Origin of the sequence: Pseudomonas sp. CNPSo 3701, from assembly GCF_028674975.1 — a bacterium.
Classification (GTDB): Bacteria; Pseudomonadota; Gammaproteobacteria; order Pseudomonadales; family Pseudomonadaceae; genus Aquipseudomonas; species Aquipseudomonas straminea.
This window is the reverse complement of the sequence record NZ_JAQZSI010000008.1, coordinates 221,327-246,254: the sequence shown is the minus strand read 5'-3', so window position 1 is coordinate 246,254 and position 24,928 is coordinate 221,327. Positions and strand designations below refer to the sequence as shown.

23 protein-coding genes are annotated in these 24,928 nt (G+C 59.2%); 18 read left to right on the top strand and 5 right to left on the bottom strand.

Features of this window, described 5'->3' with window-relative positions:
• Nucleotides 1–17: 17 nt before the first annotated feature.
• The 13 genes from PVA39_RS21145 to PVA39_RS21085 all read left to right on the top strand — a co-directional run bounded on the left by PVA39_RS21145 (nucleotide 18) and on the right by PVA39_RS21085 (nucleotide 14,261).
• Complete coding sequence (locus PVA39_RS21145) at nucleotides 18–1,139, top strand: glycosyltransferase family 4 protein (protein ID WP_274125716.1); 1,122 nt, start codon at nucleotides 18–20, stop codon at nucleotides 1,137–1,139.
• Complete coding sequence (gene rfaP / locus PVA39_RS21140) at nucleotides 1,136–1,942, top strand: lipopolysaccharide core heptose(I) kinase RfaP (RefSeq protein WP_274125715.1); 807 nt, start codon at nucleotides 1,136–1,138, stop codon at nucleotides 1,940–1,942. Before PVA39_RS21145 ends, rfaP begins: the two co-directional genes overlap by 4 nt.
• Nucleotides 1,943–2,902: a glycosyltransferase family 9 protein gene (locus PVA39_RS21135; RefSeq protein WP_274125714.1), complete on the top strand. Its 960-nt coding sequence runs from the start codon at nucleotides 1,943–1,945 to the stop codon at nucleotides 2,900–2,902.
• 10 nt (nucleotides 2,903–2,912) lie between these two features.
• Nucleotides 2,913–3,644 (top strand): lipopolysaccharide kinase InaA family protein, encoded by a 732-nt coding sequence (locus tag PVA39_RS21130; RefSeq protein WP_274125713.1) that lies wholly within the window; start codon nucleotides 2,913–2,915, stop codon nucleotides 3,642–3,644.
• Entirely contained in the window at nucleotides 3,641–4,384 is a 744-nt protein-coding gene (locus tag PVA39_RS21125; RefSeq protein WP_274125712.1) for a lipopolysaccharide kinase InaA family protein, read from the top strand. The genes PVA39_RS21130 and PVA39_RS21125 overlap by 4 nt, the downstream gene beginning before the upstream one ends.
• Nucleotides 4,384–5,829 (top strand): lipopolysaccharide kinase InaA family protein, encoded by a 1,446-nt coding sequence (locus tag PVA39_RS21120; protein ID WP_274125711.1) that lies wholly within the window; start codon nucleotides 4,384–4,386, stop codon nucleotides 5,827–5,829. Before PVA39_RS21125 ends, PVA39_RS21120 begins: the two co-directional genes overlap by 1 nt.
• Before the next feature lie 12 nt (nucleotides 5,830–5,841).
• A complete protein-coding gene (locus PVA39_RS21115) occupies nucleotides 5,842–7,596 on the top strand; it encodes a carbamoyltransferase family protein (protein WP_274125710.1) in 1,755 nt (584 codons plus the stop codon).
• On the top strand, nucleotides 7,583–8,707 hold the full coding sequence (locus PVA39_RS21110) for a glycosyltransferase (RefSeq protein WP_274125709.1): 1,125 nt from the start codon (nucleotides 7,583–7,585) through the stop codon (nucleotides 8,705–8,707). The genes PVA39_RS21115 and PVA39_RS21110 overlap by 14 nt, the downstream gene beginning before the upstream one ends.
• A gap of 5 nt (nucleotides 8,708–8,712) precedes the next feature.
• Nucleotides 8,713–9,972 (top strand): capsule biosynthesis protein, encoded by a 1,260-nt coding sequence (locus PVA39_RS21105; protein WP_274125708.1) that lies wholly within the window; start codon nucleotides 8,713–8,715, stop codon nucleotides 9,970–9,972.
• 151 nt (nucleotides 9,973–10,123) lie between these two features.
• Entirely contained in the window at nucleotides 10,124–11,233 is a 1,110-nt protein-coding gene (locus tag PVA39_RS21100; protein ID WP_274125707.1) for a capsular polysaccharide export protein, LipB/KpsS family, read from the top strand.
• Between the two features lies 1 nt (nucleotide 11,234).
• Nucleotides 11,235–12,434 (top strand): O-antigen ligase family protein, encoded by a 1,200-nt coding sequence (locus PVA39_RS21095; RefSeq protein ID WP_274125706.1) that lies wholly within the window; start codon nucleotides 11,235–11,237, stop codon nucleotides 12,432–12,434.
• A gap of 39 nt (nucleotides 12,435–12,473) precedes the next feature.
• Nucleotides 12,474–13,418 (top strand): hypothetical protein, encoded by a 945-nt coding sequence (locus PVA39_RS21090; RefSeq protein ID WP_093506318.1) that lies wholly within the window; start codon nucleotides 12,474–12,476, stop codon nucleotides 13,416–13,418.
• Between the two features lie 45 nt (nucleotides 13,419–13,463).
• Complete coding sequence (locus tag PVA39_RS21085; protein ID WP_274125705.1) at nucleotides 13,464–14,261, top strand: lipopolysaccharide core biosynthesis protein; 798 nt, start codon at nucleotides 13,464–13,466, stop codon at nucleotides 14,259–14,261.
• Here the strand turns inward: PVA39_RS21085 and PVA39_RS21080 are convergent.
• Nucleotides 14,231–14,869, bottom strand: coding sequence for a toluene tolerance protein (locus tag PVA39_RS21080; protein ID WP_274125704.1), 639 nt, complete (start codon nucleotides 14,867–14,869; stop codon nucleotides 14,231–14,233). The two genes, PVA39_RS21085 and PVA39_RS21080, sit on opposite strands and share 31 nt — an antisense overlap.
• A gap of 5 nt (nucleotides 14,870–14,874) precedes the next feature.
• Here PVA39_RS21080 and msbA point away from each other — a divergent pair, with 5 nt between their 5' ends.
• The 4 genes from msbA to hldE all read left to right on the top strand — a co-directional run bounded on the left by msbA (nucleotide 14,875) and on the right by hldE (nucleotide 20,476).
• The gene (gene msbA, locus PVA39_RS21075; RefSeq protein WP_274125703.1) at nucleotides 14,875–16,704 is read left to right on the top strand and encodes a lipid A export permease/ATP-binding protein MsbA; all 1,830 of its coding nucleotides are present in this window, start codon (nucleotides 14,875–14,877) and stop codon (nucleotides 16,702–16,704) included.
• Nucleotides 16,704–17,600 (top strand): GNAT family N-acetyltransferase, encoded by an 897-nt coding sequence (locus PVA39_RS21070; protein WP_274125702.1) that lies wholly within the window; start codon nucleotides 16,704–16,706, stop codon nucleotides 17,598–17,600. Before msbA ends, PVA39_RS21070 begins: the two co-directional genes overlap by 1 nt.
• Nucleotides 17,601–17,604: 4 nt before the next feature.
• Complete coding sequence (locus PVA39_RS21065; RefSeq protein WP_274125815.1) at nucleotides 17,605–18,987, top strand: PIG-L deacetylase family protein; 1,383 nt, start codon at nucleotides 17,605–17,607, stop codon at nucleotides 18,985–18,987.
• 67 nt (nucleotides 18,988–19,054) lie between these two features.
• On the top strand, nucleotides 19,055–20,476 hold the full coding sequence (gene hldE, locus PVA39_RS21060; protein WP_013793244.1) for a bifunctional D-glycero-beta-D-manno-heptose-7-phosphate kinase/D-glycero-beta-D-manno-heptose 1-phosphate adenylyltransferase HldE: 1,422 nt from the start codon (nucleotides 19,055–19,057) through the stop codon (nucleotides 20,474–20,476).
• A 54-nt stretch (nucleotides 20,477–20,530) separates the two neighbouring features.
• On the opposite strand, the gene PVA39_RS21055 is transcribed toward hldE, so the two are convergent.
• From PVA39_RS21055 to PVA39_RS21040, 4 genes are all read right to left on the bottom strand, one after another.
• Nucleotides 20,531–21,490 carry a metal ABC transporter ATPase gene (locus PVA39_RS21055; protein ID WP_274125701.1) on the bottom strand — a complete coding sequence of 320 codons (960 nt, stop codon included), beginning with the start codon at nucleotides 21,488–21,490 and terminating at the stop codon, nucleotides 20,531–20,533.
• 70 nt (nucleotides 21,491–21,560) lie between these two features.
• Nucleotides 21,561–22,397 (bottom strand): aldo/keto reductase, encoded by an 837-nt coding sequence (locus tag PVA39_RS21050; protein WP_274125814.1) that lies wholly within the window; start codon nucleotides 22,395–22,397, stop codon nucleotides 21,561–21,563.
• Nucleotides 22,394–23,566 carry an NAD(P)/FAD-dependent oxidoreductase gene (locus tag PVA39_RS21045; RefSeq protein ID WP_093506334.1) on the bottom strand — a complete coding sequence of 391 codons (1,173 nt, stop codon included), beginning with the start codon at nucleotides 23,564–23,566 and terminating at the stop codon, nucleotides 22,394–22,396. The genes PVA39_RS21050 and PVA39_RS21045 overlap by 4 nt, the downstream gene beginning before the upstream one ends.
• Before the next feature lie 39 nt (nucleotides 23,567–23,605).
• On the bottom strand, nucleotides 23,606–23,938 hold the full coding sequence (locus tag PVA39_RS21040; RefSeq protein ID WP_013793240.1) for a DMT family transporter: 333 nt from the start codon (nucleotides 23,936–23,938) through the stop codon (nucleotides 23,606–23,608).
• 86 nt (nucleotides 23,939–24,024) lie between these two features.
• Here PVA39_RS21040 and PVA39_RS21035 point away from each other — a divergent pair, with 86 nt between their 5' ends.
• Complete coding sequence (locus tag PVA39_RS21035; RefSeq protein WP_274125700.1) at nucleotides 24,025–24,912, top strand: LysR family transcriptional regulator; 888 nt, start codon at nucleotides 24,025–24,027, stop codon at nucleotides 24,910–24,912.
• Nucleotides 24,913–24,928: the final 16 nt, after the last annotated feature.

Below are 24,928 nucleotides of genomic sequence, written 5' to 3'. Positions count from 1 at the left end.
AAACGAGCGGAGGGCCGATGCGCCTGGCTTTTATCCTCTACAAGTACTTCCCCTACGGCGGGCTGCAGCGGGACTTCATGCGCATCGCCCTGGAGTGCCAGCAGCGCGGCCACAGCATCCGCGTGTACACGCCGATCTGGGAAGGCGAGGTGCCGGAGGACTTCGAAGTGGTGGTGGTACCGGTCAAGGCACTGTTCAACCATCATCGCAACGAGAAACTCACCGCCTGGGTGCAGGCCGACCTACAGCAGCGCCCGGTCGACCGGGTGGTCGGCTTCAACAAGATGCCCGGCCTGGACGTCTATTATGCCGCCGACGGCTGCTTCGAAGACAAGGCGCAGACCCTGCGCAACCCGATGTATCGCCGCTGGGGCCGCTACAAGCATTTCGCCGAGTACGAGCGAGCGGTTTTCGCGCCCGAATCGAACACCGAGATCCTGATGATCTCCGAGGTGCAGCAGCCGCTGTTCGTCAAACATTACGGCACGCCTGCCGAGCGCTTTCACCTGCTGCCCCCGGGCATCGCCCTGGATCGCCGCGCGCCGGCCAATGCCGCCGAGATTCGTGCCGAGTTTCGCCGCGAATTCTCGTTGGGCGATAACGATCTCTTGCTGGTGCAGATCGGCTCGGGGTTCAAGACCAAGGGGCTGGACCGCAGCCTCAAGGCCCTGGCCGCCTTGCCGGAAGCATTGAAGAAGCGTACCCGGTTGATGGTCATCGGCCAGGACGACCCCAAGCCGTTCCTGCTGCAGGTAAAAGCCCTCGGCCTGAGCGATCAGGTGCAGATTCTCAAAGGGCGCAGCGATATTCCGCGCTTCCTGCTCGGCGCCGACCTGTTGATCCACCCGGCCTACAACGAAAACACCGGCACCGTGCTGCTCGAGGCGCTGGTCGCCGGGCTGCCGGTGCTGGTTACCGACGTCTGTGGCTATGCCCATTACATCGAGGATGCCGACGCCGGCCGCGTAGTGCCCAGCCCGTTCGAACAGTCCACGCTGAACCGCCTGCTGGCCGAGATGCTGGCCGACGATGCTGCGCGCGCGCAGTGGAAACAAAATGGCCTGGCCTATGCCGATACAGCTGATCTTTACAGCATGCCGCAGCGGGCTGCGGATGTGATTCTGAGGAGCCGCCGGTGAAACTCATGTTGGCCGAGCCCTTTAAGCGCCTGTGGGCTGGTGCCGACCCGTTCGAGGCCGTCGAGGCCTTGCAGGGGCAGGTCTACCGTGAGCTGGAAGGGCGCCGTACCCTGCGCGCCGAGGTCGATGGCCGCGGCTATTTCGTCAAGATCCACCGCGGAATCGGCTGGGGTGAAATTGCCAAAAACCTACTTACTGCCAAGCTGCCGGTGCTGGGAGCCGCTCAGGAGTGGCAGGCGATCCAGCGGCTGACCGAGGCGGGTGTGCCGACCATGACCGCCGTCGCCTTCGGCGAGCGGGGCGCCAACCCGGCGAGGCAGCACTCATTCATCGTTACCGAGGAGCTCGCGCCTACGGTCGACCTTGAGCAGCTCAGCCTCGACTGGCCCGGGCAACCGCCGGCTCCAGCGCTCAAATGGGCACTGATCCGCGAAGTCGCCGCAATGACGGGCACGATGCACCGTGCGGGTGTCAATCACCGCGACTGCTACATCTGCCATTTCCTGCTGCATACCGACCGGCCGATCGAGGCAAGCAACTTGCGCCTGTCGATCATCGACCTGCACCGCGCGCAGGTGCGCCGCGCAACGCCCCTGCGCTGGCGCAACAAGGATCTGGCTGCCCTGTATTTTTCAGCGCTGGATATTGGTCTGACGCAGCGCGACAAACTGCGTTTTCTGCGTGACTATTTCCAGATTCCCTTGCGACAAGTACTGCGCGAGGAGACCGTCGTGCTTGCCTGGTTGGAGCGTAAAGCGGCGAAACTGTATGAAAGAAAACAGCGATATGGAGAGCTGCTGTAAATGTTGGAGAACGATTCTTTGATATGGCCAGGGATGAAAGTAGCACTTGTGCCATGCCCGGCCTTGGGTGATACCACGCTCTTTTTGTGGCTGGCTTGGCGCTTACAGGCTGCTGGAGCAGAAGTGTCACTGTGCTCTAAAGGATTGTTGTCTTTAAGTCATTACTTACCTGGCTTGACGATCCTCGATGGTCATTATGATCTACCGAGTCTGGCGCGTTCCAACGACTTGGTGATATGCGCGCTGAAACGTTTTGATGAGTTGAGCGATTCTGAACTCAGCAATGTCGCTTATTTGGCAAGCAAAAAATTTTCTTCAGACCATCCGCTGGCGCGGCGTGAAGTGTTGATACGAGGCAATATCCTGCCAGGCGGCAACAATGTGATTTGTCGAGACTCTCGGGCTGGTAAAACCATGACCCAGTGGATCGATTTGTATGCTAGCGAGATTCTTGGCCTGGATGTAGCTGCTGCCCCGGCGGGCTTCCAATTCCTGCCAGCGGTCAGTGAGGATGCCAAACGGCGCATCGCCATTTTTCCTACCAGTCCGGATATCAACAAGAATTATTCCGCGCCTGGGTTCAAGCGTCTTGCCGACAGGTTGGCCACCAGGGGGTGGGTGGTCGAGTTTGTGGTCACCGTCCCGGAGCAGGCGGCACTACAGTCGCTTTACCCGAATTATATCGTTCACGCATTTCGCGATCTGAAGGGGCTGGTTGATTATCTGCGTAGCTGTTCGGTGGTGATCAGTAACGACTCAGGAGGCGGTCACATCGCATCTCTTCTGGGGCTCTATACGTTCACGATAACGCGCAGGCGTGAAGACTTTACCTGGCGGCCCGGATTCAACTCCCTTAACCGAGTCATCAATCCCAGCATTACTTTCAAATGGTTGGGACGGCCAATCTGGCGCCCGTTCATTTCTCACCGTCGTCTCATCCGGGAGCTTCCTAAGTGGTAGCGCAATAAGCATGTCTGTTTGGAACCATGATGCAACTGACCCCTCGTCAGGCCATTTCAATAGCCTGGAAGCTGTTTTTCGGCTGGAGGGCGAGCGTCTGACATCAGATCCTCTTTCCGAGGTCATTCGGGTTGAGATCGAAGGTGCGCGGTACTACGTCAAACGCTACTGGGGAGCTGGCAAGGGCATGCGTCGGTTTCTGGGGCGGCCGCGCGTTAAGGCGGAATGGCAGAACCTGCAGCTATTTGCCAAGTGGGGCATTCCAACCGCGCCCATCGTGGCCCACGGCCTGGAGCGCAAGGCAGGGACTTTTCTACGCGGGGCGCTGATTACCCGAGAATTGAAGGGGACTCTGGATATGGCCTGCATGGCTCGTCAGAATGACCCCCGTTTGCATGACGCTGCATGGGTCGACTGCGTGAGCCTTCAGCTGGCCCGTGCAACCCGGCTCATGCACGACCATCGCTTCACCCACAATGATCTGAAGTGGCGCAACCTGTTGGTCAACGAAAAGGCCGAGCTGTTTTTCATCGACTGTCCTACTGGCAGTTTCTGGCGGGGCTCGTTATTGCGTTATCGCATCGTCAAGGATCTGGCCTGTCTCGACAAGGTCGCCAAGCGAGTGTTGTCGCGTACGCAGCGCTTGCGTTTTTATCTGCAATATCAGGGTTGCAGCCATCTCAATGACGAGGATAAAAAACGCGTGCGGCAAGTGCTGAAATTCTTCGAGGGACGTGAATGAGTGACTTCATCGCCGCGCAAGATCGTGCCCTGCTCGAGCGCCACGGCCTGTCGAGCTTTGACGCCCTCTGGACACTGAAATTGGAGGCCGTGGATGAGCCCAACACCGAGCGTGGCGGCTGGAGTTCGGTGTATCGCCTGGATCTTGGCGAGCGCGCCTTCTATCTCAAGCGGCAGAGCAATCACCTGACGCGTAGCCTGTTGCATCCATTCGGCGAGCCAACGTTTGCCCGCGAGTTTCGCAATATCCGCCGCTACGCAGGGCGAGGTATTCCTGCGCTGCAGGCAACTTTCTTCGGCCAACGTAATTTGCCGGGCGAGCGCCGAGCTGTACTGCTGACCCGCGCGCTGGATGGTTGGAATGATCTTGCGTATTGGCTCGAACATTGGCCGAGCCTTGAGTGGGCAAAGCGAAGCGAGATTCTGCGTGCCTGCGGTGAGTTAGCGCGTTGTCTGCATCGGGCTGGGCAAATGCATGGTTGCTTCTATCCCAAGCATATTTTTTTGCAGGAACGTGGCGCCACATTCGAGGCGCAACTGATCGATCTGGAGAAAACTCGACCATTGCTGCTGGGGCGACGTGACCGGATCAAGGATCTTGAGCCACTGTTACGGCGAGCCCCCATCTGGAACGAGGCCGAAGTTCGCGAGCTGCTGAATGCATATCTGGGCGATGTGGTGGATGTTGAGCATTGGTGGCGTTTGATCGCTGCACGACAGCGCAAGAAGGAGGCGCGGTGATGCTTCTCAGCGAGCTGAACCACGCTGGTCGCGCACCTGAGCTGCCGCTGTCGCTGGATATCTCTGGCGAGACGCTGGTGTTCGAGCGCCTGCTGCGCGTGTTGCCGGGACAGCGTTATGTCGGTGTGGCTCGCTGGCAGGGGCGCCAGGTGTTGGCCAAGTTGTTGGTCGGCAGCAAGGCGCAGCGCCACTTTCAGCGCGAGCTGGAGGGTGCTGAGCTGTTGGCTGGACAAGGACTGGTCACCCCCGAGCTGTTGGTGCAAGGCTTCGTCGAGGGGCAGGGCGGTTGGCTGCTGTTCGATTACCTGGAAGGCGCGCAGAGCCTCTGGGAGGCTTGGCGTCAGGCAGCACGCAAGCCGCCGCTGAGCGATGCCCAACAGGCGGTGCTGGCCGAGGCGCTGGGGGCGATTGGGCAGATGCATGCTCAAGGCCTATGGCAGGCCGACCTGCATCTGGACAACCTGCTGCGGCATGAAGGCCGCCTGTATCTGATCGACGGCGGCGGCGTGCGCTGCGAAACGCCAGGGCAGCCGCTGTCGCGTGCGCGCGTGCTGGAAAACCTCGGCGTGTTCTTCGCCCAGCTACCGGCCGAGTTGGATGCTGTTCTCGAAGAGCTGCTGATCCACTATTTGCTGGCCAACGGCGAGCACGCGCTGCCGCTGGAAATGCTCCAGGCCGAGATCGCCAAGGTGCGGCGTTGGCGTCTGCGCGATTACCTGAAGAAAACCGCACGGGATTGCAGCCTGTTCGCCGCGCGCATTGGCGCTTTTGGCCTGCGTGTGGTGCGCCGTGAGGCAGAGCCGGCGCTGCAGCCGCTGCTGGCCGATCTGGACGCACGCATCGAGGCCGGGCACATCTACAAGACTGGCGGCGCCGCCACCGTGGCGCGTGTCGAGGTTGGCGCTCGGCCTCTGGTCGTCAAACGTTACAACGTCAAGAACTGGCTGCACTGGCTCAAACGCTTCTGGCGGCCCAGTCGCGCCTGGCATAGCTGGGTTGAAGGCAACCGCCTGCAGCTGCTGGGCATCGCCACGCCGACGCCTTTGGCGGTGATCGAGCGACGCTGGTGCTGGCTGCGCGGTAGGGCGTACCTGATTACCGACTATTGCGGCGGGCAGGATATAATCGCGCATTTCGAGGCACATCAGCAGGCGACGCCCCCGGAAAACGAACTGCTGGCGCTGGATCGTCTATTCGCTGCCTTGCTGCGCGAACGCATCAGCCACGGTGATTTCAAGGGGCACAATCTGTTCTGGGATGATGCGCAGGGCGCCTGGTCGCTGATCGACCTGGACGCCATGCGGCAGCATCGCAGTATGCGCAGTTTCGCTCGGGCCTATGCCCGTGACCGCGCCCGTTTTCTGCGCAATTGGCCGGCGGGCTCCGCCCTGCACCAGTTGCTCGACCAACGTTTACCGCAGGTGCCCGGCACCTGCCCGAATTAGAGGCTCAAACCTGTGGCATTGACCATTCTCGGCCTGTCCGGCGCCCTCAGTCACGATCCGTCCGCCGCACTGTACATCGACGGCAAGCTGATCGCGGCAGTGGAAGAGGAGCGCTTCGTGCGCGACAAGCACGCGAAGAACCGCATGCCCTACGAATCGGCCAAGTTCTGCCTGGAGCAAGCCGGGATCAAACCGGCTGACGTCGATGTGGTGGCGATTCCCTTCGCGCCCATCAGTATCTTCGAGAAAGCCCGTTGGCAGTACGCCAAGCGTTACGCCTACGCGCCCGATCGTGCCCTCGATGCGATTCTTTTCGGCAACCGCCGCTACAAGCGCTATCGCAAGAAGATCGTTTGGTGCCTCGAGCAACTGGGCTTCGACACCAAGAAGATCAAGATCGAGCCTGTCGAGCACCACTTGGCGCACGCCTCCAGTGCTTATCACTGCTCGGGCTTCAAGGAAAAGACTGCCATCCTCGGTATCGACGGCAAGGGCGAGTACGCCACCACCTTCTTCGGCTACGGCGAGAACGGCAAAATCCACAAGATCAAGGAATTCTTCGATCCGGATTCGCTCGGCGGCCTGTATGGTGCGATCACCGAATACTTGGGCTTCGAGATGCTTGATGGCGAGTTCAAGGTCATGGGCATGGCGCCTTATGGCGATGCCGCCAAGTACGATTTCTCGCGTTTGGCCAAGTTCGAGAATGGCGAGCTGATCATCAACACCCATTACGCCAACGTCATCGGTTTCCGTCGCTACAAGGAAAACGGCAAGGGCTACTACTTCTCGCCCAAGCTGATCGAGTGGCTGGGGCCGAAGCGTGAGGGCGATATCGCCGACGACCCGTACATCCACTACGCGGCCAGCATGCAGGCGCTGTTCGAGAAGCTGGCGCTGCAGATGATGGAGTACTACCTCGGCGACATCCTCAAGGAAACCGGCAAGATCGCCTTCGCTGGCGGTTGCGCGCTGAACGTCAAACTGAACCAGAAGATCATCGCCCGCGATGACGTCAAGGAGCTTTTCGTGCAACCGGCCTCTGGCGACGCGGGCACGGCTGTCGGCGCCGCCGCCTACGTCTCGCACCAGCGTGGCGTGCCGGTGGAGAAGATGGAGCACGTCTACCTCGGCCCTTCGTACAGCAACGAAGACGTCATCGCTGCCTGCGCCAAGCACCCGAACCAGCCGGTTTTCAAACGCATCGACAACACGGCTGAGCGCATCGCAAAAATCATGGTCGACGGCAACCCGGTAGCCTGGTTCCAGGGCCGCATGGAGTTCGGGCCGCGCGCCTTGGGTGGCCGCTCGATCATCGGTTGCCCGAGTATTCCGGGCGTGGCCGACCGCATCAACGAGCAGATCAAGTTCCGCGAGCGCTGGAGACCCTTCTGCCCGTCCATGCTCGACACCGTGGCAGCGAAGATGCTCAAGGTCGATCACCCGAGCCCCTTCATGACCTTCACCTTCGAGGTCAACGAGGAGTGGAAAGAGCGCGTCGGCGAGGTAGTTCACGAGGATGGCACCTCGCGCGCCCAGGTGCTGGAGCGCCAGTACAACCCCCGCTGGTACGACCTGATGCTGGAACTGGAGAAGCTCACCGGCAATGGCGTCTCGCTGAACACCTCGCTCAACCGTCGTGGCGAGCCGATGATCTGCTCGCCGACCGACGCGCTGAACATGTTCTACGGCTCTGACTTGCAGTACCTCATCATGGAAGATGTACTCGTGGTCAAGGATGGCAAGGATTGGTATGACGGCGTCTGAGCAGGCTGCTGGTCAAGCGCAGCGCTGGGTTCTGCAGTTTTGCCATGGCTACGACGGCCCCTTTCTGGACTGCGCGCGGCAATACGCGGTGCTGTTCAAAGACACGCCCTACAAGGTTTGCACTGTCTATCTGACCGGCAAGCCATCGGCGGAGGTCGAGCGCGGCTCGGTTTCCGACGAGGTGATCTTCCTCGACTATTCCAGCGCCCAGGTGCGCGCGCTGAAATTGGGGGCTGTCCGGGATTTTCGTCGGATTGCTGCCTCACGCGATTTCGCCCTGTGCATCGCGCACCGCTTCAAACCGATCTATGTGGCTCTGCTGGGCAGCAACCTGCCGGTGATTGGCGTACATCACGCTTTTGGCGACTATAAGCGCCGCTCGAGGCAACTGTTCGCCAATTTCTTCAGCAAGCGCCTGATGTTGATCGGCGTTTCCAAAGCCGTACGTGACGACATGCGCGCCTGCCTTCCTGATTGGCCAACCGGGCGCATCGAAACTCTCTATAACCGTATCGATATCGAGGCCGTGCGGGCAGAGCAGTTACCTCGTGAGGCTGCGCGTGAGCATCTGGGATTACCTCAGGATGCTTGGGTGGTCGGTAATGTAGGCCGTCTGCACCCCGACAAGGACCAGGCCACGCTGATTCGTGGTTTTGCCGAAGCTCTACCCCAGTTGCCGGTGTCTAGCCTATTGGCCATTATGGGCTGTGGCCGTCTGGAGTCCTCACTCAAGGCCCTCGCTATGGAGTTAGGGGTGAGTGAGTCAGTGCGTTTTCTTGGGCAGATACCGAATGGGCGTCGCTACTTCAAGGCCTTCGATGTATTCGCACTGACCTCTGATCATGAGCCCTTCGGCATGGTGTTGCTGGAGGCGATGGCTGGAGGTGTTCCGGTGGTCTGCAGCGATTGTGGCGGAGCGCCGGAGGTTGTGGGCGGCGTTGGACAGGTTTTCACGCTGGGCGATGTGCAAGGGTTAGCCAGCGAGTTGCTCCGAGTGCCTACTGTGCAGGCCTCAAGTGAAGCGATGCTGGTCCGCCTGCAACGATTATTTTCGGATCAGGCTGCTGCTGAGCGTTTTCGGACGCTGTTGATACCGTCAAGCTGGGCATAACGCATATGAGCAATCCCTGGCTGGACAAGTGCCGAATGCTGGACCGATATCGCTGGCTGCTCTTGCGTGAGCGTCATGGTCTATTGGGTAGCGTCTTGCGCTTTGTGCGCGATGCGAGCCGGGACTGGATTTTAGGTGTTCGTGCCATGACGCGTTTGGTGGCGAATCCGCAAACGCAGAGCTGCGATTTCCTGTTGCTGCAGTCGATGACGAAAGTCATTCCCCTGCAACGTAAACGCCTGTTAAAGGATGCGCTGGTAGCCCGCGGCTATAGCTTGGTGGAAACTGCGTTGCCTGAGCCTGGTGAGATGCTCCGTCAACGTATGCTCTGCAAGCCGCCATTCCCGATTCCCGTTCGCTATTTCGGTTACGCAGCCCATGCACAGTGGCTAGTCGAGCGTTACCATCCGCGCGTCTTGCTCAATGATCGTAATGGCAGCTTATATGCGCCATTTCTGCGGCTTGCCCTGAACGCCCGGCAAAACCTATTGGTGCATCTGGCTCACGCCACTACAGTCGAAAGTTCACGTCGGCTGGGAATGAACGATTACGACTATTACTTTCTGTTCGGACGTAGTTCATTGGAGGCGCTGCAGAAGCGAACGTTGCGCTTTGGCAGTTCAACGGCCGTCCTTGCCGGCTCCCATATGATTGACAACACCTATGACTTGGCGCCGGCAGATCCGGAGTTGCGCACAATTCTTATCTTGGGCGTTGGTCCGGATAAGGAGAAGGAGGCGGGGTATAAGGCTGCGTATGAGTTGCTGCGAGACTGGGCGCGGGAGCACTCCGAGTACAAAGTTCTGTTCAGGGCTCATCCGCGTAGTCAAGCGGCATTCTGGCGGCAGGTTGCTAGCGAGATACCACAGCTTACGGTTCTGTCACGCGATTGCCATCTGGCAGACGCGTTGCAACGCGCTTCGATGGTAATCAACATAATGTCCAATGCTGTTATTGAGGCCGCTCTGGCTCGGCGCCCGGTAATAAGCATAAGTGTCAGTGGCGAGCGGGACATCTTCGCTCTCCAGCGTTTCTTCGGGCCCGGTGTTGCATCGGTGGACGCTTTGCAGGCGCAGGTATCTGCTGCAGAGCGCGGCTATAGAGCAGCCGTCGAGCAAAGCTCAGATTTCGCTGAATACCACTTGGCGAATGGTTGCGCAGGTTTGCCCAGCACCCTCGACGCGCTGGCTACGTTGCTTGAGCGTCGAACCCCTCCTGGCGATCTGCAGGTGATCCACTCGACAGTCGAGTTAGCTCAATGTTGATAGCAATGTTGTCTGTCAGACCCCATCAATACATGTATTGATTCTTGTATGAAGAGGTTGGTGTACTCCTCATGAATCGGATCGCTATTTTAAGCGAGTTTCCCGTCAAACAATCTTGCGTTAGGTTTGACGCTCTTCACCGGATTAACGAATGACTCAGTTTCTATTTCTGGCGCTGGCCAAACATCAGCTTATTTACTTCAAACGGCTGCTTGATGAAACGGAATTGCAGGGCAAGGTTTTTCAGCCCAGCCAGTTACCCTTACCGCGGCCATGGCGGTTGTCAGCCATCGCAGGTCGGCTCGACTGGGCAGGGCTCATCGAGGAGAAGTGCCAAGAGAGGCGAGTAAAGCGTAAATATGAAGGGTTTTTCTACCGTTTGCTGCTAAGGCTGGAATTGGCCTGGATGGCGCTGCGAGTAGAAGCGCTATTGCATCGCGAGAAGCCAGAAAATGTTGCTGTGTGGAATGGTTCGCATCGTTACTGCCAGCTGCTGCTAGCTCTACGTCCTGAAGGCTGCGGCACTTTCTTCTTTGAGAATGGATTGCTTCCGGACACGACGACACTTGATTCAAAAGGTGTAAATTATCGCAATTCGGTTCCTCGCAACGCCGAGTTCTATCGACGCTACATTGCGCCAGAAGGCGCGGTTGAGGCCCGTCTACAGCTAATCCCACGTCCGTCACGCAATAAAGGCCTTGAGCCCATCCGCTTGCCACATCGCTATGTATTTATGCCTTTCCAAGATGACCGTGATACTCAGGTGCGACTGTTTTCACCTTGGGTGGGCGATATGCGTCAGCTGTTTGCTCTTGGTAAGCGTTTGGCTGACGAGTGTGGCCTTACCGTAGTTTTCAAGGAGCATCCCTCTAGCAGGGAGACCTATCCCGACCTTCATGCACAGGTGCATGAAAGGCTACTTTTCGCTAATGGCAATCCAACTCAAGAGTTGATCCAGAACTGTGAGTTTGTCGTGACGCTCAATTCCACAGTCGGACTTGAAAGTTTGCTGCTGGGGAAACCAGTGATGACCCTTGGGCAGGCTTTTTTCAATATCCCCGGGATTGTTGCGCATGCTGACTCGGCCAGCGAGCTGCTTGAGTTGGCTGCGAACTTTCCGCGGTGGGGGCTGGATGATCAGCTACGGCAGAGCTTTTTGCGTTACTTGGCTGCGGAATACTGTATCCAAGGTGGGTGGCGGGAAGCCGATGGGGCCCAGTTACAGCGTGTGGCGAATCGAATGCTGGATAACAGAGTCTGATATGAGAGCGATTTATCCACGACTTGATCTCCTGGCAACTTGGGCGCTATTAGGTTTTCTTACGCTGCTTTGTGCTCCTTGGGTGATGCCTAGTAACAAGCTTTATCACCAGTTCTTGATTGTTCTCCTCTGGTTGCCAGGGTTGTTCGCGCTAAAACATGTCGAGTTTCGTAAGCATTTGCTGAAGCCTGAGTTTGTGCTCTTTGTTTTGCTGGGGGTGTGGACGCTAATCGTAACGCTCATCCATAGCGGAGCGGACGTGCTCAGTAGTCTCAAGTTACCGTTCTATGTGCTGCTATCTTTGCTTGGCGTGGTGCTTGCGGCACAGCAAAGGAAATATTCCATCGAGAGCCAGCTGTGCGCCGCTGCGCTTGTAGCCGGGCCTTTTGCACTATTGTCTGTTGTTAAGGTTTATTACTTAGCAGGTAACGACCTTGGACATCGAGTTATAGCCCTTGGGCTGTGGGACACAGTCATCCTGGCCGCTCATGCGGTAGGTGCGCTTCTGGTTCTAGGTGTTTTGCTGAGCGTTAGATATCGATCTGGTTGGTCGAAGTTCCTAATCCTTTTAGCTATTGGCGCGATGGGCCTCTTCGTTCTACTGAGTCAAACGCGCGGTGTTTGGATCGCTCTGGTCGCCGCATTTATAGTAATTGTGTTAGCAAGACCTACGCGGCTGGGCGTGTTTACTCTATGTTTAGGTGGGTTAGGAATTGCCATAGTGGCTCTGTTCTTTCCCGAGTTCCTGGCTCAGCGCGGCCTGTCGTATCGCCCTGAACTGTTCCAAAAGGGGCTGGCGATTTTTACAGAGAGCTGGATGCTGGGAGTCGGTTTTGGTGAGTACGGAATCACAGTGGATGCGCTAGGACGAACCTTTAAACATCCCCACAATCTTTATCTGGATACGGGGATTCGCTGGGGGGCGGTTGGGCTTGCTCTATTTTTCATGTTGTGGGCGAGTGTAGGGTGGCGGGCGTGGCATAACCGTCGAGTCGACTTAGGGCTTGCCTTGCTTGGGCTATGGACGTTTTCGAGCGTGTCATTGCTCACCGATGGTATCGGCTTATGGTTTAAGCCGAATGCAGACTGGATGGTTACTTGGTTACCTGTAGCGATAGGTTTGGTGCTTGCGGTAAAAGAGGATGCGTCCGAGGCTATTGCCGCAGAGAGCGTGAAGGCAGGGTTAGATCATGTTCGCTGATTTGATGATTTTTGCTTTTCAGTTGATGCTGAGCTGCCTATGACGGTTTACTTTCTCGGCTGGAAGGCCCAATACGAAAAGCTTTTTATTGATCACCTTGCAGAGAGCTATGATGTCGTTTATCTCGAGCAGTCCAAGTTTTGGAACCGTCTCAACAGGTTGGTTGGCCGTTTTCTGGGGGGGCGATGGCAGTCACGACTCGCGTTGTTTTATGTATGGCGGTCGGGATTTTCTGCGAATGATCTGTTGATATGCAACGAGGGAGAGATACATCGAAAGTTCAACGCGCCTATAGTCGGAGCGTTTCCCGGTGTGAAGCTATTACTGATAAGGGATTTGGTTGACTCCGATTTTATTATAAGGTGGGCCGGTCTTTTTGATGCGGTGTACAGCTTTGATCGTAAGCAGTGTGAAGTCCTTGGCATAAAGTACCTTCATCAATTCTTTCCTATGGGGTTTGCCCATGCCAAAGCTGTTGCGTCCTCATATGAATGGACCACTACAAAAGCATTGTTCATAGGGAGGGATAAGGGAAGAGGCCAAGCCTTAATACGTTTGGCTGAGACGTTAGTGGAGTGCGGCTGTGAGGTGGATTTTAGAATTCTGGTTGATAAGCAGTTTTCTGGTAAGACAAAGTACCATGTTACGGAGTTGGTCGATTACCGGGATTACGTTTTGGCTAGCGCTGGTGCCGACGTCATTGTTGAGGTTAATCAGTCAGGGCAGGCAGGCGTTACCCTGCGTGCGCTGGAGGCAGCCTACTTTGGAAAGAAACTGATAACGACTAATAGCTCGGTGCGTGAGCTGTCTTTTTATAATCCATGTAATTTTTATATCCTTGATGACTGTCATTTACCTGATGTGGAAGAGCTCAAGCGCTTTCTCGCGTCGACGGTTGAGCCTGTTGCATCATCGTTGATCTATGAGTATTCACCTGAGCACATGCTAGAGACACTGATGCGCAATCATGGGTACAGTGGTTGATTGCTTTTGTCTTGGCGGGTTGACGGTTCTTGATAAGGAGGTTTTTTGAATTCTTTAGATATCGCGAATGTGCAAAATTCCCAAAGAGGGGATGTTTTTATTATTGCAAGTGGGCCCTCTGCTCGCGAGTTTCCGTTGATGCAGTATTCGCATATTCCTATGCTGGCTTTGAATGGATCTGTCCGTTTGTTTGATGAGGCGGGTATCTCGCCTTTCTTTTATATGTGTGATGATGGCAGCTTCGTACGTAATCGATTGCCGTTGCTGTTACGGGCTGTCGAGATTTCTCAGAACTTAGCACTGAGCCCTGGGGTCATCGATAACCTGTTGAGGCTGCAAGAGCGTGCGCTTGATGACGTGGACATCTACCGATTTGAGCGTGTGAATCGCCCCGGGGAAAATAAGCCCGCTTTGAGTGATAGATGCTTTGCTTGGCGCGCGCGTCAAGATTCGGACATGGAATGTCATTTCTCCCTGCTACGGCAGAAACCCAATCGCATTGGTTTCTGCCGTAATCTTGCCAAGGGATACTTCAGTGGTCGAACAATTCCTTATGCAGGCATCCAGCTGGCGTACCACTTGGGGTTCAGTCGGGTGTTCTTGGTAGGCGTGGATCTTGATTCGAGTCTTGGTCGTTTTTATGAGCAGGGTGCCGACGCGGTGCCCAGCCGTTTGGATGGTGACTATTTTGACTACATCCTGCCGTGTTTCCAGCTGATGGCAAGACGTGTAGTGGGAGAGCACTTCGCTGTCTACAATCTGTCGCCCAATAGCCGACTGCCTGCCGATTTGATTCCTAAAATAGGTATCGATCAGTTGGACGGCTTATTGGTTAATTCGTAATCGCGTATGAGTTCTTCCCAGGGAAAACCCTCTACGTTTCGCCTTTTCAAATAGCCTTGCAGGTGAGCAAAATTACGTCGTACCAGGCTCTGACTTAGTGGACTTCGCTTAATGCGCAGGTCTAGAAAGTCGATGAGCCCAAAGCCTCCTGCAGGCAGTAGTAATACATTGCCCAAATGCAGTGACCGAAAATATATGCCGTTCTGATGCAGGTGGTATATGTAGGCAGAGAAATCCGCTAGAAGCGCGTCGAAGAGTGGTCGTTGTTGCTTGAACAAGCTCTCCAGTGGAGTGCCGTTCAGAGGATAATACAAGCAGGCGCTAACCCCTTTGTCTGGTTCAAGCCAAACGCTTTCAATCTTTTCGGGAGTGGCGATGCCCAAGCTTCCCAGCGCTTGGGCGTTGTGGGCAAATCGCTTTGCTTCGGGGCGCCAGCGTGCTAGCCACGGTCTTTTGCTACGAAAGATCTTAAGAAACCGCCCATCTTGAAGGCGAACGACTTTCGGGCCGCGGGAGTCCTTCTCCACGATCTGCCCTGTGTTAAGCCAGTGCTGTAGCTCGTTCGCTGTTACAATCCGCATCGTTTTCTCTAGCCAGTTGTGGGACATGCCGAATGGCCAATTCTACCCAGCAATCCAGCCTGAAGGTGTATCTGCGTCTGCTGCGTTACGTGGTCCCCTACTGGGGGCTTTTTGCCATCAGCCTCTTTGGCTTCCTTATCTTTGCCTCCACCCAGCCAATGCTAGGCTACATCCTCAAGTATTTTGTCGATGGCCTGTCGAACCCTGACGCCAGTTTATTCGCAGGTGTTCCCTGGCTTTTGGAGCATGCGCCGTGGCTGGCCCACCTCAAGCTGCTGCAGGCCGTACCGCTGCTGATCATACTGATCGCCTTGTGGCAGGGGCTTGGCTCCTTCCTTGGCAATTACTACATAGCTAAGGTTTCCATGGGGTTGGTGCAGGATCTGCGTATTGCACTTTTCAACAACCTGTTGATGTTGCCCAACCGCTATTTCGACAACCACAACTCTGGCCACCTGATTTCGCGCATCACGTACAACGTAACAATGGTTACCGGCGCTGCCACCGACTCGATCAAGGTGGTGGTACGGGAAGGCATGACGGTAATTTTTCTGTTTATCACCCTGCTGTGGATGAACTGGAAGTTGACCTTGGTGATGTTGGCCATTCTGCCAATCATCGGTCTTATGGTGAGTAGCACCAGCAAGAAATTCCGCAAGCAAAGCCGGAAGATTCAGACCAGCATGGGGGACGTCACCCATGTCACGTCCGAGAGCATCCATGGCTATCGTGTAGTGCGTAGCTTTGGCGGCGAGGATTACGAGAAGGAGCGTTTTTTCAAGGCCAGCGAGGAGAACAAGAACAAGCAGCTGAAAATGGTGCGCACCGGTGCTGTGTATACACCTTCGTTGCAACTGGTGATTTACAGTGCCATGGCCGTGTTGATGTTTCTTGTCCTCTGGTTACGCGGTGATTCGTCGGCTGGGGATCTGGTGGCCTATATCACCCTAGCTGGTTTGCTGCCCAAACCGATTCGCCAGTTGTCCGAGGTCAGTTCGACCATCCAGAAAGGGTTGGCCGGCGCCGAGACCATATTCGAGCAACTTGATGAAGAGCCTGAAGTGGATAACGGTACTCAGGAGCGCGAACGCGTCGGCGGTCGTCTTGAAGTGCGAGATCTGAGCTTTACTTATCCCGGTTCTGAAAAGCCGGTACTGAACCATATTTCCTTTGTCGCCGAGCCTGGGCAGATGGTCGCTCTGGTCGGCCGCTCGGGAAGCGGGAAGTCAACTCTTGCCAATCTTATTCCGCGCTTCTACCACCATGAGACAGGACAGATCCTGCTCGATGGCCTGGATGTAGAGGAGTACACCCTGCGCAACCTGCGCCGTCATATCGCGCTGGTAACCCAGCACGTCACTCTGTTCAACGATACGGTGCGCAACAACATTGCCTATGGCGATCTTGCCGGGGCGCCACTGGAGGCCGTGCAACAAGCGGCAAGCGATGCGTATGCCGCGGAGTTCATCGAGAAGATGCCTCAGGGCTACGATACCCTGGTCGGTGAGAACGGCGTGTTGCTCTCCGGTGGTCAGCGCCAGCGCCTGGCGATTGCCCGCGCGCTGCTCAAGGATGCGCCGGTGCTGATTCTCGATGAGGCCACGTCAGCGCTGGATACCGAATCCGAGCGGCATATTCAGGCTGCGCTGGATCAGGTCATGCAAGGGCGTACGACACTGGTGATCGCCCACCGTCTGAGCACCATCGAGAAGGCCGATCTGATCCTGGTGATGGATCAGGGGCAGATCGTGGAGCGTGGCTCCCACGCTGAGCTGCTCGCGCAAAACGGCTATTACTCCCGACTGCATGCCAAGCAGTTCGAGGACGATGACGACTCCGCTGCTTCCAAGCAGGACGCCTGATGCTAAGTCGTGTGCGTTTTTGGCGTGAACGGGGTTGGGTGCCTATCTCGGCGGATGACTACGCAGCTGCCTGGAATACCTTTGGGGGCAGTGTCGCCACTCATCCCGAGGTGGTGGCACGGCTGGGCGGTTTGGCGGGTATTCCTGTGCGTTACCTCGGGCATTTCGTCGAGGGTGAGGTGCGGGCAGCAATGCCGACGTGGGGTCGGCATCTTGCTCTTAGCAAGGATGTGTTGAAGCAGCAGGGCAAGCGCGGCTTGTTCGACCTTGGCAATGCCGAGGTGATTCTGCCGATTGCCCCGACGGCGCGCGTCCAGGTGCGGCACCAGCTGCGTTACGTATCCGAATGTAATGCCGGGCAGCTCGTCGGCTTGCGTGAGCAGCCCGAGGGCCTGGCGCTGGCCAGGGAGCCGGAGCAGTACAGCAAGAAATTTCGCTACAACCAGCGTCGTGAGCTGCGCCTTCTCGAAGAAGCTGGCGGCGTGATTCGCCCCATGCTGGAGCTCACTGCGCAAGAGCAGGCGCGCATATACGCGGATCTGTTCCAGCGGCGCTGGGGCTTCGAAGCCACCGGCAAGGAGAATCTGGCTGAAGTATTCGCGCTGATGCGCGACTTCATGACCGGCTCGCTGATCTATCTGGCTGACCAGCCGGTGGCGATCCAGATTCTCTATCGTGTCCAGGCCCCACAATGGGTCAGCCTCGAATACATCAATGGCGGTGTGGATCCACAGCAGCGCGATTTCAGCCCAGGTAGCGTGTTGAGCTTCGTCAACACGCAAAGTGAGTGGGAGCAGGCCCGTGCTCAGGGCAAGCCGCTGCGCTATTCGTTCGGCCGCGCTGATCGCGAGTACAAAGATCGCTGGTGCAACCGCGTGCCGGTCTATCAGGTTTGAATCAATGACAGGACGCAAGCAGCAATTGCTCAAGCGCCATCGGCGCAACAAGCGGGTAGTACTTGCCGTTGCGCTAGCGGTGCTGCTGGTAACTGGCATATTGCTGGCGTGGTGGGTGCCGCTGCTCCTGCTGGTTGGGGGATGGGTTGCCCATGAAGCCTGGTTCGCGGACCATCTTTTCTATTCGCCCCGCGACGACTATCAGCACGAGTTTCCAGGCGATTGTTTGAGTGTCCCGGCCAGGCTCGAGCAGGGCTCGCTTCGCGTCGATGAAAATCTCGAGCGCTACGAAACGCTGATTCTCGAGCTGCAGCTGAAGGCAACCCGGTTGGGACGCTGGCTCGATCCCTATGTGCTACTCGGCGATGATCGCCAGGATTTCGAGCGCGGCGTGTCGGGGCGACGCTATCTCAATCTGTCTGGGCAGCAAGCTAATGGGCTGAGCATCGCCAGCCGCTGGTGCCGCGTGGTCGGTGAGCTGCGCCTGCATGCCATGCGCAGTCCAGACTTCGCCAAGCAGCGCCTGATGATCGTCGCCCCCCATGCCGACGATGCCGAGCTGGCTGCCTTTGGACTGTATAGCCGGGCTTCTGACGTCGCCATCGCCACCCTGACTCAAGGTGAAATCGAAGCCGAAGCCTATGAGCGACTTGGCTTGGACAAGGCCGCTGCTGCGCGCCTGAAAGGACGCTTGCGTACCTGGGACAGCATCGCGGCGCCGTTATGGGGGGGCGTGCGCCAGGAACAATGCGTGCAACTGGGTTATTACTGCCTGCAGTTACCGGCTATGGCTGAGCAGCCAGAAACGCCCTTTGGCTCCCGCGAGTCCGGCGAGGCCGATATTCGCACTGCCCGCCAGTACAATCCGTTGCGCCTGCCTGCTGATGAGGATGGTCTGCCGACCTGGCGCAATCTGGTCGCGGATCTGGCTGCTCTTATCGATCACTACCGACCGGAGGTGGTGTTGACGCCGCACCCGGAGTTGGACCCGCACCATGACCATGTGGCGAGCACCAGAGCGCTGCTTGAGGCTTTTGCCCTAAGTGCCTGGCAGCCGAAAACCTTGCTGCTCTATGCCAACCACCTGCATGACAACGATCGCTGGCCAATGGGCCCGGCGGGCAACGGCATTGCGCTACCTCCGGCCATCACGGCGCTACCGGCTGACCGGCTGTGGAGCCCGACGCTGGATGCCCAACAGCAGCTGGAAAAGGCCATGGCGCTTGCCCTGCAGCACGACCTGCAGGGGCGTCTGCCGCTCAAAAGACGGTTGCGACGCCTCATACAGCGTGTGCTCGCTGGGCGCCGCTGGCCGGCCAGCGGCGAGGACGAATTCTTCCGCAAAGCGGTGCGTCTGCACGAGTTGTTCTGGGTTCGAGAGCGCTGAGCGCTGTCCGACCGCAAAATTTGCCATGCTATGATTTTCTCTGTTTTCTCTCCCCTCTGGAGCTGCCATGAAACTAACCATGCCCCACTATGACAAAGCCGCCGTTTTGGTGGTGGGCGACGTGATGCTCGATCGCTACTGGCATGGTGGTACATCGCGAATTTCGCCGGAAGCACCGGTCCCGGTGGTACGTGTCGACCAGATCGAAGATCGCCCAGGTGGCGCCGCGAACGTCGCACTGAATATCGCTGCCTTGGGCGCAAAAGCGGTTCTGGTGGGCGTAACCGGTGAGGACGAGGCCGCCGAGAGCCTGGCCGACAGCCTGCGTGGCGCAGGCGTTGCCACTCACTTCCAGCGCATCGAAAACCAGCCGACCATCGTCAAGCTGCGGGTCATGAGCCGTCATCAGCAGCTGTTGCGCATGGATTTCGAAGAGCCATTCCAGACCGATGCCGAGGCGTTGGCGCGGCAGGTCGAGCAGTTGCTCGATCAGGTCAAGGTGCTGGTGTTGTCCGATTACGGCAAGGGTGCGCTGCAGAATCATCAGGCCTTGATCAAGGCGGCGCGTAAGCGTGGCATTCCGGTGCTGGCCGACCCGAAAGGCAAGGATTTCTCCATTTACCGCGGCGCCAGCCTGATCACCCCGAACCTCAGTGAGTTCGAGTTGATCGTCGGCCGCTGTGAGGATGAAGCCGAGCTGGTCAGCCGTGGCGCGCGCCTGATGCGTGAACTCGACCTGGGCGCCTTGCTGGTTACCCGTGGCGAGCACGGCATGACGCTGCTGCGGCCCGATCATGCGCCGCTGCACCTGCCGGCGCGGGCGCGCGAGGTGTTCGATGTGACTGGTGCAGGCGATACGGTGATTTCCACCCTGGCCGCCTCTATAGCGGCAGGTGAGGAGTTACCCCAGGCCGTAGCCCTGGCCAACCTGGCCGCCGGTATCGTGGTGGGCAAGCTGGGCACCGCGGCGATCAGCACGCCTGAACTGCGCCGTGCCGTGCAGCGTGAAGAGGGCTCCGAGCGCGGTGTGCTGAGCCTGGAGCAGTTGCTGCTGGCCACCGAGGATGCTCGCGCCCATGGCGAGAAGATCGTCTTCACCAATGGCTGCTTCGACATCCTGCATGCCGGCCACGTGACCTACCTCGAGCAGGCGCGGGCGCAGGGCGATCGCTTGATCGTGGCGATCAATGACGATGCCTCGGTGAGCCGCCTCAAAGGGCCCGGCCGGCCGATCAACGCCGTGGATCGCCGCATGGCGGTGCTGGCTGGGCTCGGCGCCGTGGATTGGGTGGTGAGCTTCAGCGAGGACACGCCCGAGCGCCTGCTCAAGCAGGTGCAGCCCGATGTGCTGGTCAAGGGCGGTGATTACGGCATCGACCAGGTGGTCGGTTCCGATATCGTGCTGGCCTACGGCGGCGAAGTCCGCGTGCTGGGGCTAGTCGAGAACAGCTCGACCACGGCCATCGTCGAGAAGATCCGCAGTCGCTGATCGCGCAAACAAAACCCCGCCACTTGGCGGGGTTTTGGTTTGTGGCGCTTCTGGTCAGCACGCCGCGGCGGTATCCAGGCGAACCTTTGAAGAAGCCTCGGGGCGCGCGCTGAACAATTCGGGCTTGCCGGGCTTCGGCGTCAGGTTCTGCAGCGTCAGCCAATCCTTCCAGCGGATGCGTTCATCGCGAACCAGCCAGCCGTCCTGGGCGGCGAAGCTTTCCGCCAGCCACAGTCCACGGGTATTGGCAGGCACCAGTTGGCCTTGGCGCAGGGTCAACAACTCGGCGGTGGGGCGACCCTGCTCCAGGGGAATCAAGTACAGATCGGGGCGGGCGTGATCCAAGCGGGCAATCAGTTTGCCATTCTCCAGGTGCTCGTCGACGTGCAGCAGGCTGGGTTGCTTCGCCTCTTTAGGCAGGTCCAGGCGCAGGTCGTAGACCAGCTGCAGGGAGGCGGTGGGCACATGCACGTAGGCCCGCGGGCGCTCCAGCAGGGTCAGGTTGCCGCATTGCACCGGGCGGGCGGCGCCGGACAGCGGGCTTAGCCGGAAGTGGACGTTGTCACGGTACTTGAGCGCGCCCTCGTAAGGCGCCGGCAGCCAGGTGTCGCCGAAGCGGCCGTAGAGCCAGCCTTCGCTGGTTTCCAGCAGGCACTCTTCGGCCACTTCCTGCAGGGCAGTCAACAGCGGCAGGTTGAGTTCATGGGCGGGCACGTAACCGGAGATCAGCTTGAGCACCACATCGCCGCGGTCATGGCGGCGCTGGCGCACCAGCAGCCAGTAGTCGCGGCCTTGCCAGTGCAGCGTCAGGCGTACCGAGACGCCCAGGTTGGCCAGCTCCACCGCGAAGCGCTGGCTGTCGGGCAGTTCGACCGGTTTGCGGCGTTCGAGCATTTCGCTGAAATTTAGCGGGCGGCCGAGGCTCTGGTAGGCGATGCCGTCGGGCGTGGCCTCGACGTACAACGGCAGGGTCTTGAAGGTGGCGGGGTCCTTGCGGGAAATGATGCGCGGCATGTCGGCTCCTTCTTGCGTCGGGGTCGGCCGCCTGGGCGGCGTCAAAAGGCGTAATCGGAACGCCTGTCCATCACTCTGCTGATCCTCTGTTACCACTTTTAGTGCCTACAATAACCTCGGCTGCCACGGCCACGTTGTGGGCCAGGTGCAGCGGGTTGATGGTGCCGACGATGGCGCTAGCGACTCCGGGGTGCCCGAAGATCAGCTCGAAGCTGGCGCGTACCGGGTCGACGCCGCTGTCCAGGCAGACATGGCCGCTGGCCAAGGCTTTCTTGATCAGCACGCCTTTGGCGTGACTGGCAGCATAGTCCAATACCGGGCGCTCCTGCTGCTCGCCGAGGTTGTAGGTGACCATGGCGCAGTCGCCGCGCTCCAGGGCCAGCAGGCCGCCCTCGACCGTCTTGCCGGAGAAACCGAAGCCGCGAATCAGCCCGGCCTGCTTGAGTTCGGCCAGGGTGTCGTAGACCGCTTCGTGCTGCAGGATTGCCAGGTCGTCGCCGTTGGAGTGCACCAGCACCAGGTCGATATAGTCCGTTTCCAGACGTTTCAGGCTGCGTTCCACTGAGCGCCGGGTGTGGGCGGCGGAAAAATCGAAATGTGACAGGCCGTTGTCGAACTCCTCGCCGACCTTGCTGACGATCACCCAGTCATGGCGCTGGCCACGCAGCAGTGGGCCGAGGCGCTGTTCGCTGGTGCCATAGGCTGGCGCGGTATCGAGCAGGTTGATGCCCAGCTCGCGGGCCAGGCCGAGCAGCTGAAGGGCCTGCTGGTCATCGGGAATGGTGAAGCCGTTGGGGTATTTGACGCCTTGGTCGCGGCCCAGCTTGACGGTGCCCAGGCCAAGGGGGGAAACGCTCAGGCCGGTGGAGCCCAGCGGGCGGTGGAGGCTGTGCAGGTCGCGCATCAGAACGCCGCCTCCCACGCGGTGCGACCGATCACCGGGCGCGGCAGTTCGGGCAGGGCAGGGTGAGCAGCCGGGCGAATGCCGTCGCGTTCGAGATGGCTCAGCACGCGATCGGCGAAGTCCGGTGCCAGGGCCAGCTTGGTCGGCCAGCCGACCAACAGGGCGCCTTGGTCGCTTAGGAAGGCATTGTCGGGACGCACCAGGCCGCTTTGTGCCGGTTCCGCGCGCTCGACGCGCAGGGTCGCCCACTGGGCTGTGGACAAGTCGATCCACGGCAGCAACTGACTGAGCTCCTTGCGCGCTGCTTCGATCTGCGCGGCTTCGTCGCGGGCCACGCCGTCGGCTTCGGCGAGGTCGCCACCCAGATACCAGACCCACTCGCCATCAGCGCTCGGGTGGCTGGTTACGGTGACACGCGGCTTCGGCCCGCCGCCCAGGCAGTGGGCGTACAGCGGTTTGAGGCTCGAGCCCTTGACCATCACCATGTGCAGCGGGCGTAGCTGCTGGGCTGGCTGAGGAACGTCGAGGCTGGCCAGCAGATCGGCATTGCCACGGCCGGCGCTGAGCACGATGCGCTGGGCACGGATCTCGCGACCGTCAACACGCAGGCCGACCAATCGGCCATTCTCGTGTAGCGGCTCGATGGCATCGGCGGCCAGCAGGCTATCGCCGGCCAGTTCGGCCAGACGGGCGATCAGGCTCGGTACGTCGACCACCAGTTCGGCCAGGCGATAGACCTTGCCCTTGAATTTCGGATGCTGCAGCGCCGGCGGTAGCTGCTCGCCCTTGACCTGGTCGACGCGGCCGCGCACCGCCTTGCTGGCGAAGAAACTGGTCAGGTTGCCGGCCAGGGTGCCCGGCGACCACAGGTAATGGGCATCGGAGAGCAGACGCACGCCGGAAAGGTCCAGTTCGCCGGCGCCGTCCAGCGCCTCGCGCCAGCGCCGCGGCATATCCGCGATGGCCTCGGAGGCACCCGTCAAAGCACCGTGCAGGGCGTACTTGGCGCCGCCATGGATGATGCCCTGGGACTTGACGCTCTGACCGCCGCCCAGGCTTTCGCGCTCCACCAGCAAGGTGGCGTAGCCCTTGGCGCGCAGCCGCGCGTTCAGCCACAGGCCGGCGACGCCGCCGCCGACGATCAGGACGTCTGTGCTCAGAGTTTGGGACATGCGGGCGCCTCTCAGAAAAACCGGCGCCCAGTATAACGCTCAGTGGCCGGTGACGCGGGAGAACAGCTGGATCACCACCACGCCGCTGACGATCAGGCCCATGCCCAGCACGGCCGGAAGATCCGGTTTCTGGTCGTAGACGAACATCGCCGCGATGCTGACCAGCACGATCCCCAGGCCGGCCCAGATGGCGTAGGCGATGCCCACCGGAATGGTGCGGACCACCAAGATCAGCATCCAGAAGGCGATGCTGTAACCGGCGATCACAAGCAGCAGCGGCAGGGGCTTGTTGAGACCATCCACGGCCTTCATGGAGGTGGTGGCGACGACTTCGGCGGCAATCGCCAGAGCGAGATAGAGATAACCATTCATCGGCAGCACTCCTCTTAACAGGCTGTCGATTTTACCGCTGCATGCTGTTAGGTAAACTCATTACCTATCTATATGGGAGATAGGTTGTGCGCTGGAGTCTTGAGCAGCTGGAAGTTTTCGTTGCCGTTGCCGAAGGGCATTCGTTTTCGGCGGTGGCGCGCCGGATGGGCCGTGTGCAGTCTGCGGTTAGCACAGCAGTGGCGACGCTGGAAGACGATCTCGGTGTGCGCCTGTTCGAGCGTAGCAGCGGCCGTCAGCCCCGCCTAACGGACGCGGGGCAGGCGCTGCTCGAGGAAGCCCGCGAGTTGCTGCGCCAGTGCGAGTGGCTGGAGGGGCGGGCGCTCGGCCTGGCCCAGGGCGAAGAGGCCTGCCTGCGACTCGCCCAGGATGAAGCCCTGCCGCTGCCGCCCGTACTCGACAGCCTGGAGGGCCTGGCGCGGGCTTTTCCCGGTGTAGAAGTGCAGATGACCAGTGGCGGGCAGGGCGTGGTGGCGCGCCGGCTCATCGAGCGGCGTGCCGATCTTGGCCTGCTGTTCCACCACGAAGGCATGCCGGCAGAGCTGGAGCGCCGGCGCTTGGGCATGGTGGAAATGGTCATGGTCTGCGGCGCCGGTCATTCGCTGGCGCAGGCCGGTGCGGTCGGGCGGCGGGAGCTGGCGCGCCACCGCCAGCTGTTGATCACCCTGCAAGACACCCAATACCCGGGCAACGAACGGATCAGCCCATCAGCCTGGCATGCGGACAGCTTCTATTCGATGGCCGAGCTGCTGATGCGCAACTTGGGCTGGGCTTGTCTGCCGCGACATGTGGCCCAGTACCCGACCTATCGGGACCACTTGGTAGAGCTGAGCAGCGACTGGATCGCGCCACCCCTGCCGCTGGAAATGGTCTTTCGCCGTGACGAGGCGCTGGGTCCGGCCGCCCAGTGGCTGGCAACGGCGCTGACCGAGCGTTTGCGGGTGCTCAAGGCATGAGCGCCGGCCCATGGCG

Coding starts and splice junctions, on each gene's coding strand:
- PVA39_RS21145 (WP_274125716.1), top strand. CDS start 18: ATGCGCCTGGCTTTTATCCTCTACAAGTACTTCCCCTACGGCGGGCTG.
- PVA39_RS21135 (WP_274125714.1), top strand. CDS start 1,943: ATGTTGGAGAACGATTCTTTGATATGGCCAGGGATGAAAGTAGCACTT.
- PVA39_RS21130 (WP_274125713.1), top strand. CDS start 2,913: ATGTCTGTTTGGAACCATGATGCAACTGACCCCTCGTCAGGCCATTTC.
- PVA39_RS21125 (WP_274125712.1), top strand. CDS start 3,641: ATGAGTGACTTCATCGCCGCGCAAGATCGTGCCCTGCTCGAGCGCCAC.
- PVA39_RS21120 (WP_274125711.1), top strand. CDS start 4,384: ATGCTTCTCAGCGAGCTGAACCACGCTGGTCGCGCACCTGAGCTGCCG.
- PVA39_RS21110 (WP_274125709.1), top strand. CDS start 7,583: ATGACGGCGTCTGAGCAGGCTGCTGGTCAAGCGCAGCGCTGGGTTCTG.
- PVA39_RS21105 (WP_274125708.1), top strand. CDS start 8,713: ATGAGCAATCCCTGGCTGGACAAGTGCCGAATGCTGGACCGATATCGC.
- PVA39_RS21100 (WP_274125707.1), top strand. CDS start 10,124: ATGACTCAGTTTCTATTTCTGGCGCTGGCCAAACATCAGCTTATTTAC.
- PVA39_RS21095 (WP_274125706.1), top strand. CDS start 11,235: ATGAGAGCGATTTATCCACGACTTGATCTCCTGGCAACTTGGGCGCTA.
- PVA39_RS21090 (WP_093506318.1), top strand. CDS start 12,474: ATGACGGTTTACTTTCTCGGCTGGAAGGCCCAATACGAAAAGCTTTTT.
- PVA39_RS21080 (WP_274125704.1), bottom strand. CDS start 14,869: ATGTCCCACAACTGGCTAGAGAAAACGATGCGGATTGTAACAGCGAAC.
- msbA (WP_274125703.1), top strand. CDS start 14,875: ATGGCCAATTCTACCCAGCAATCCAGCCTGAAGGTGTATCTGCGTCTG.
- PVA39_RS21070 (WP_274125702.1), top strand. CDS start 16,704: ATGCTAAGTCGTGTGCGTTTTTGGCGTGAACGGGGTTGGGTGCCTATC.
- PVA39_RS21065 (WP_274125815.1), top strand. CDS start 17,605: ATGACAGGACGCAAGCAGCAATTGCTCAAGCGCCATCGGCGCAACAAG.
- hldE (WP_013793244.1), top strand. CDS start 19,055: ATGAAACTAACCATGCCCCACTATGACAAAGCCGCCGTTTTGGTGGTG.
- PVA39_RS21055 (WP_274125701.1), bottom strand. CDS start 21,490: ATGCCGCGCATCATTTCCCGCAAGGACCCCGCCACCTTCAAGACCCTG.
- PVA39_RS21045 (WP_093506334.1), bottom strand. CDS start 23,566: ATGTCCCAAACTCTGAGCACAGACGTCCTGATCGTCGGCGGCGGCGTC.
- PVA39_RS21040 (WP_013793240.1), bottom strand. CDS start 23,938: ATGAATGGTTATCTCTATCTCGCTCTGGCGATTGCCGCCGAAGTCGTC.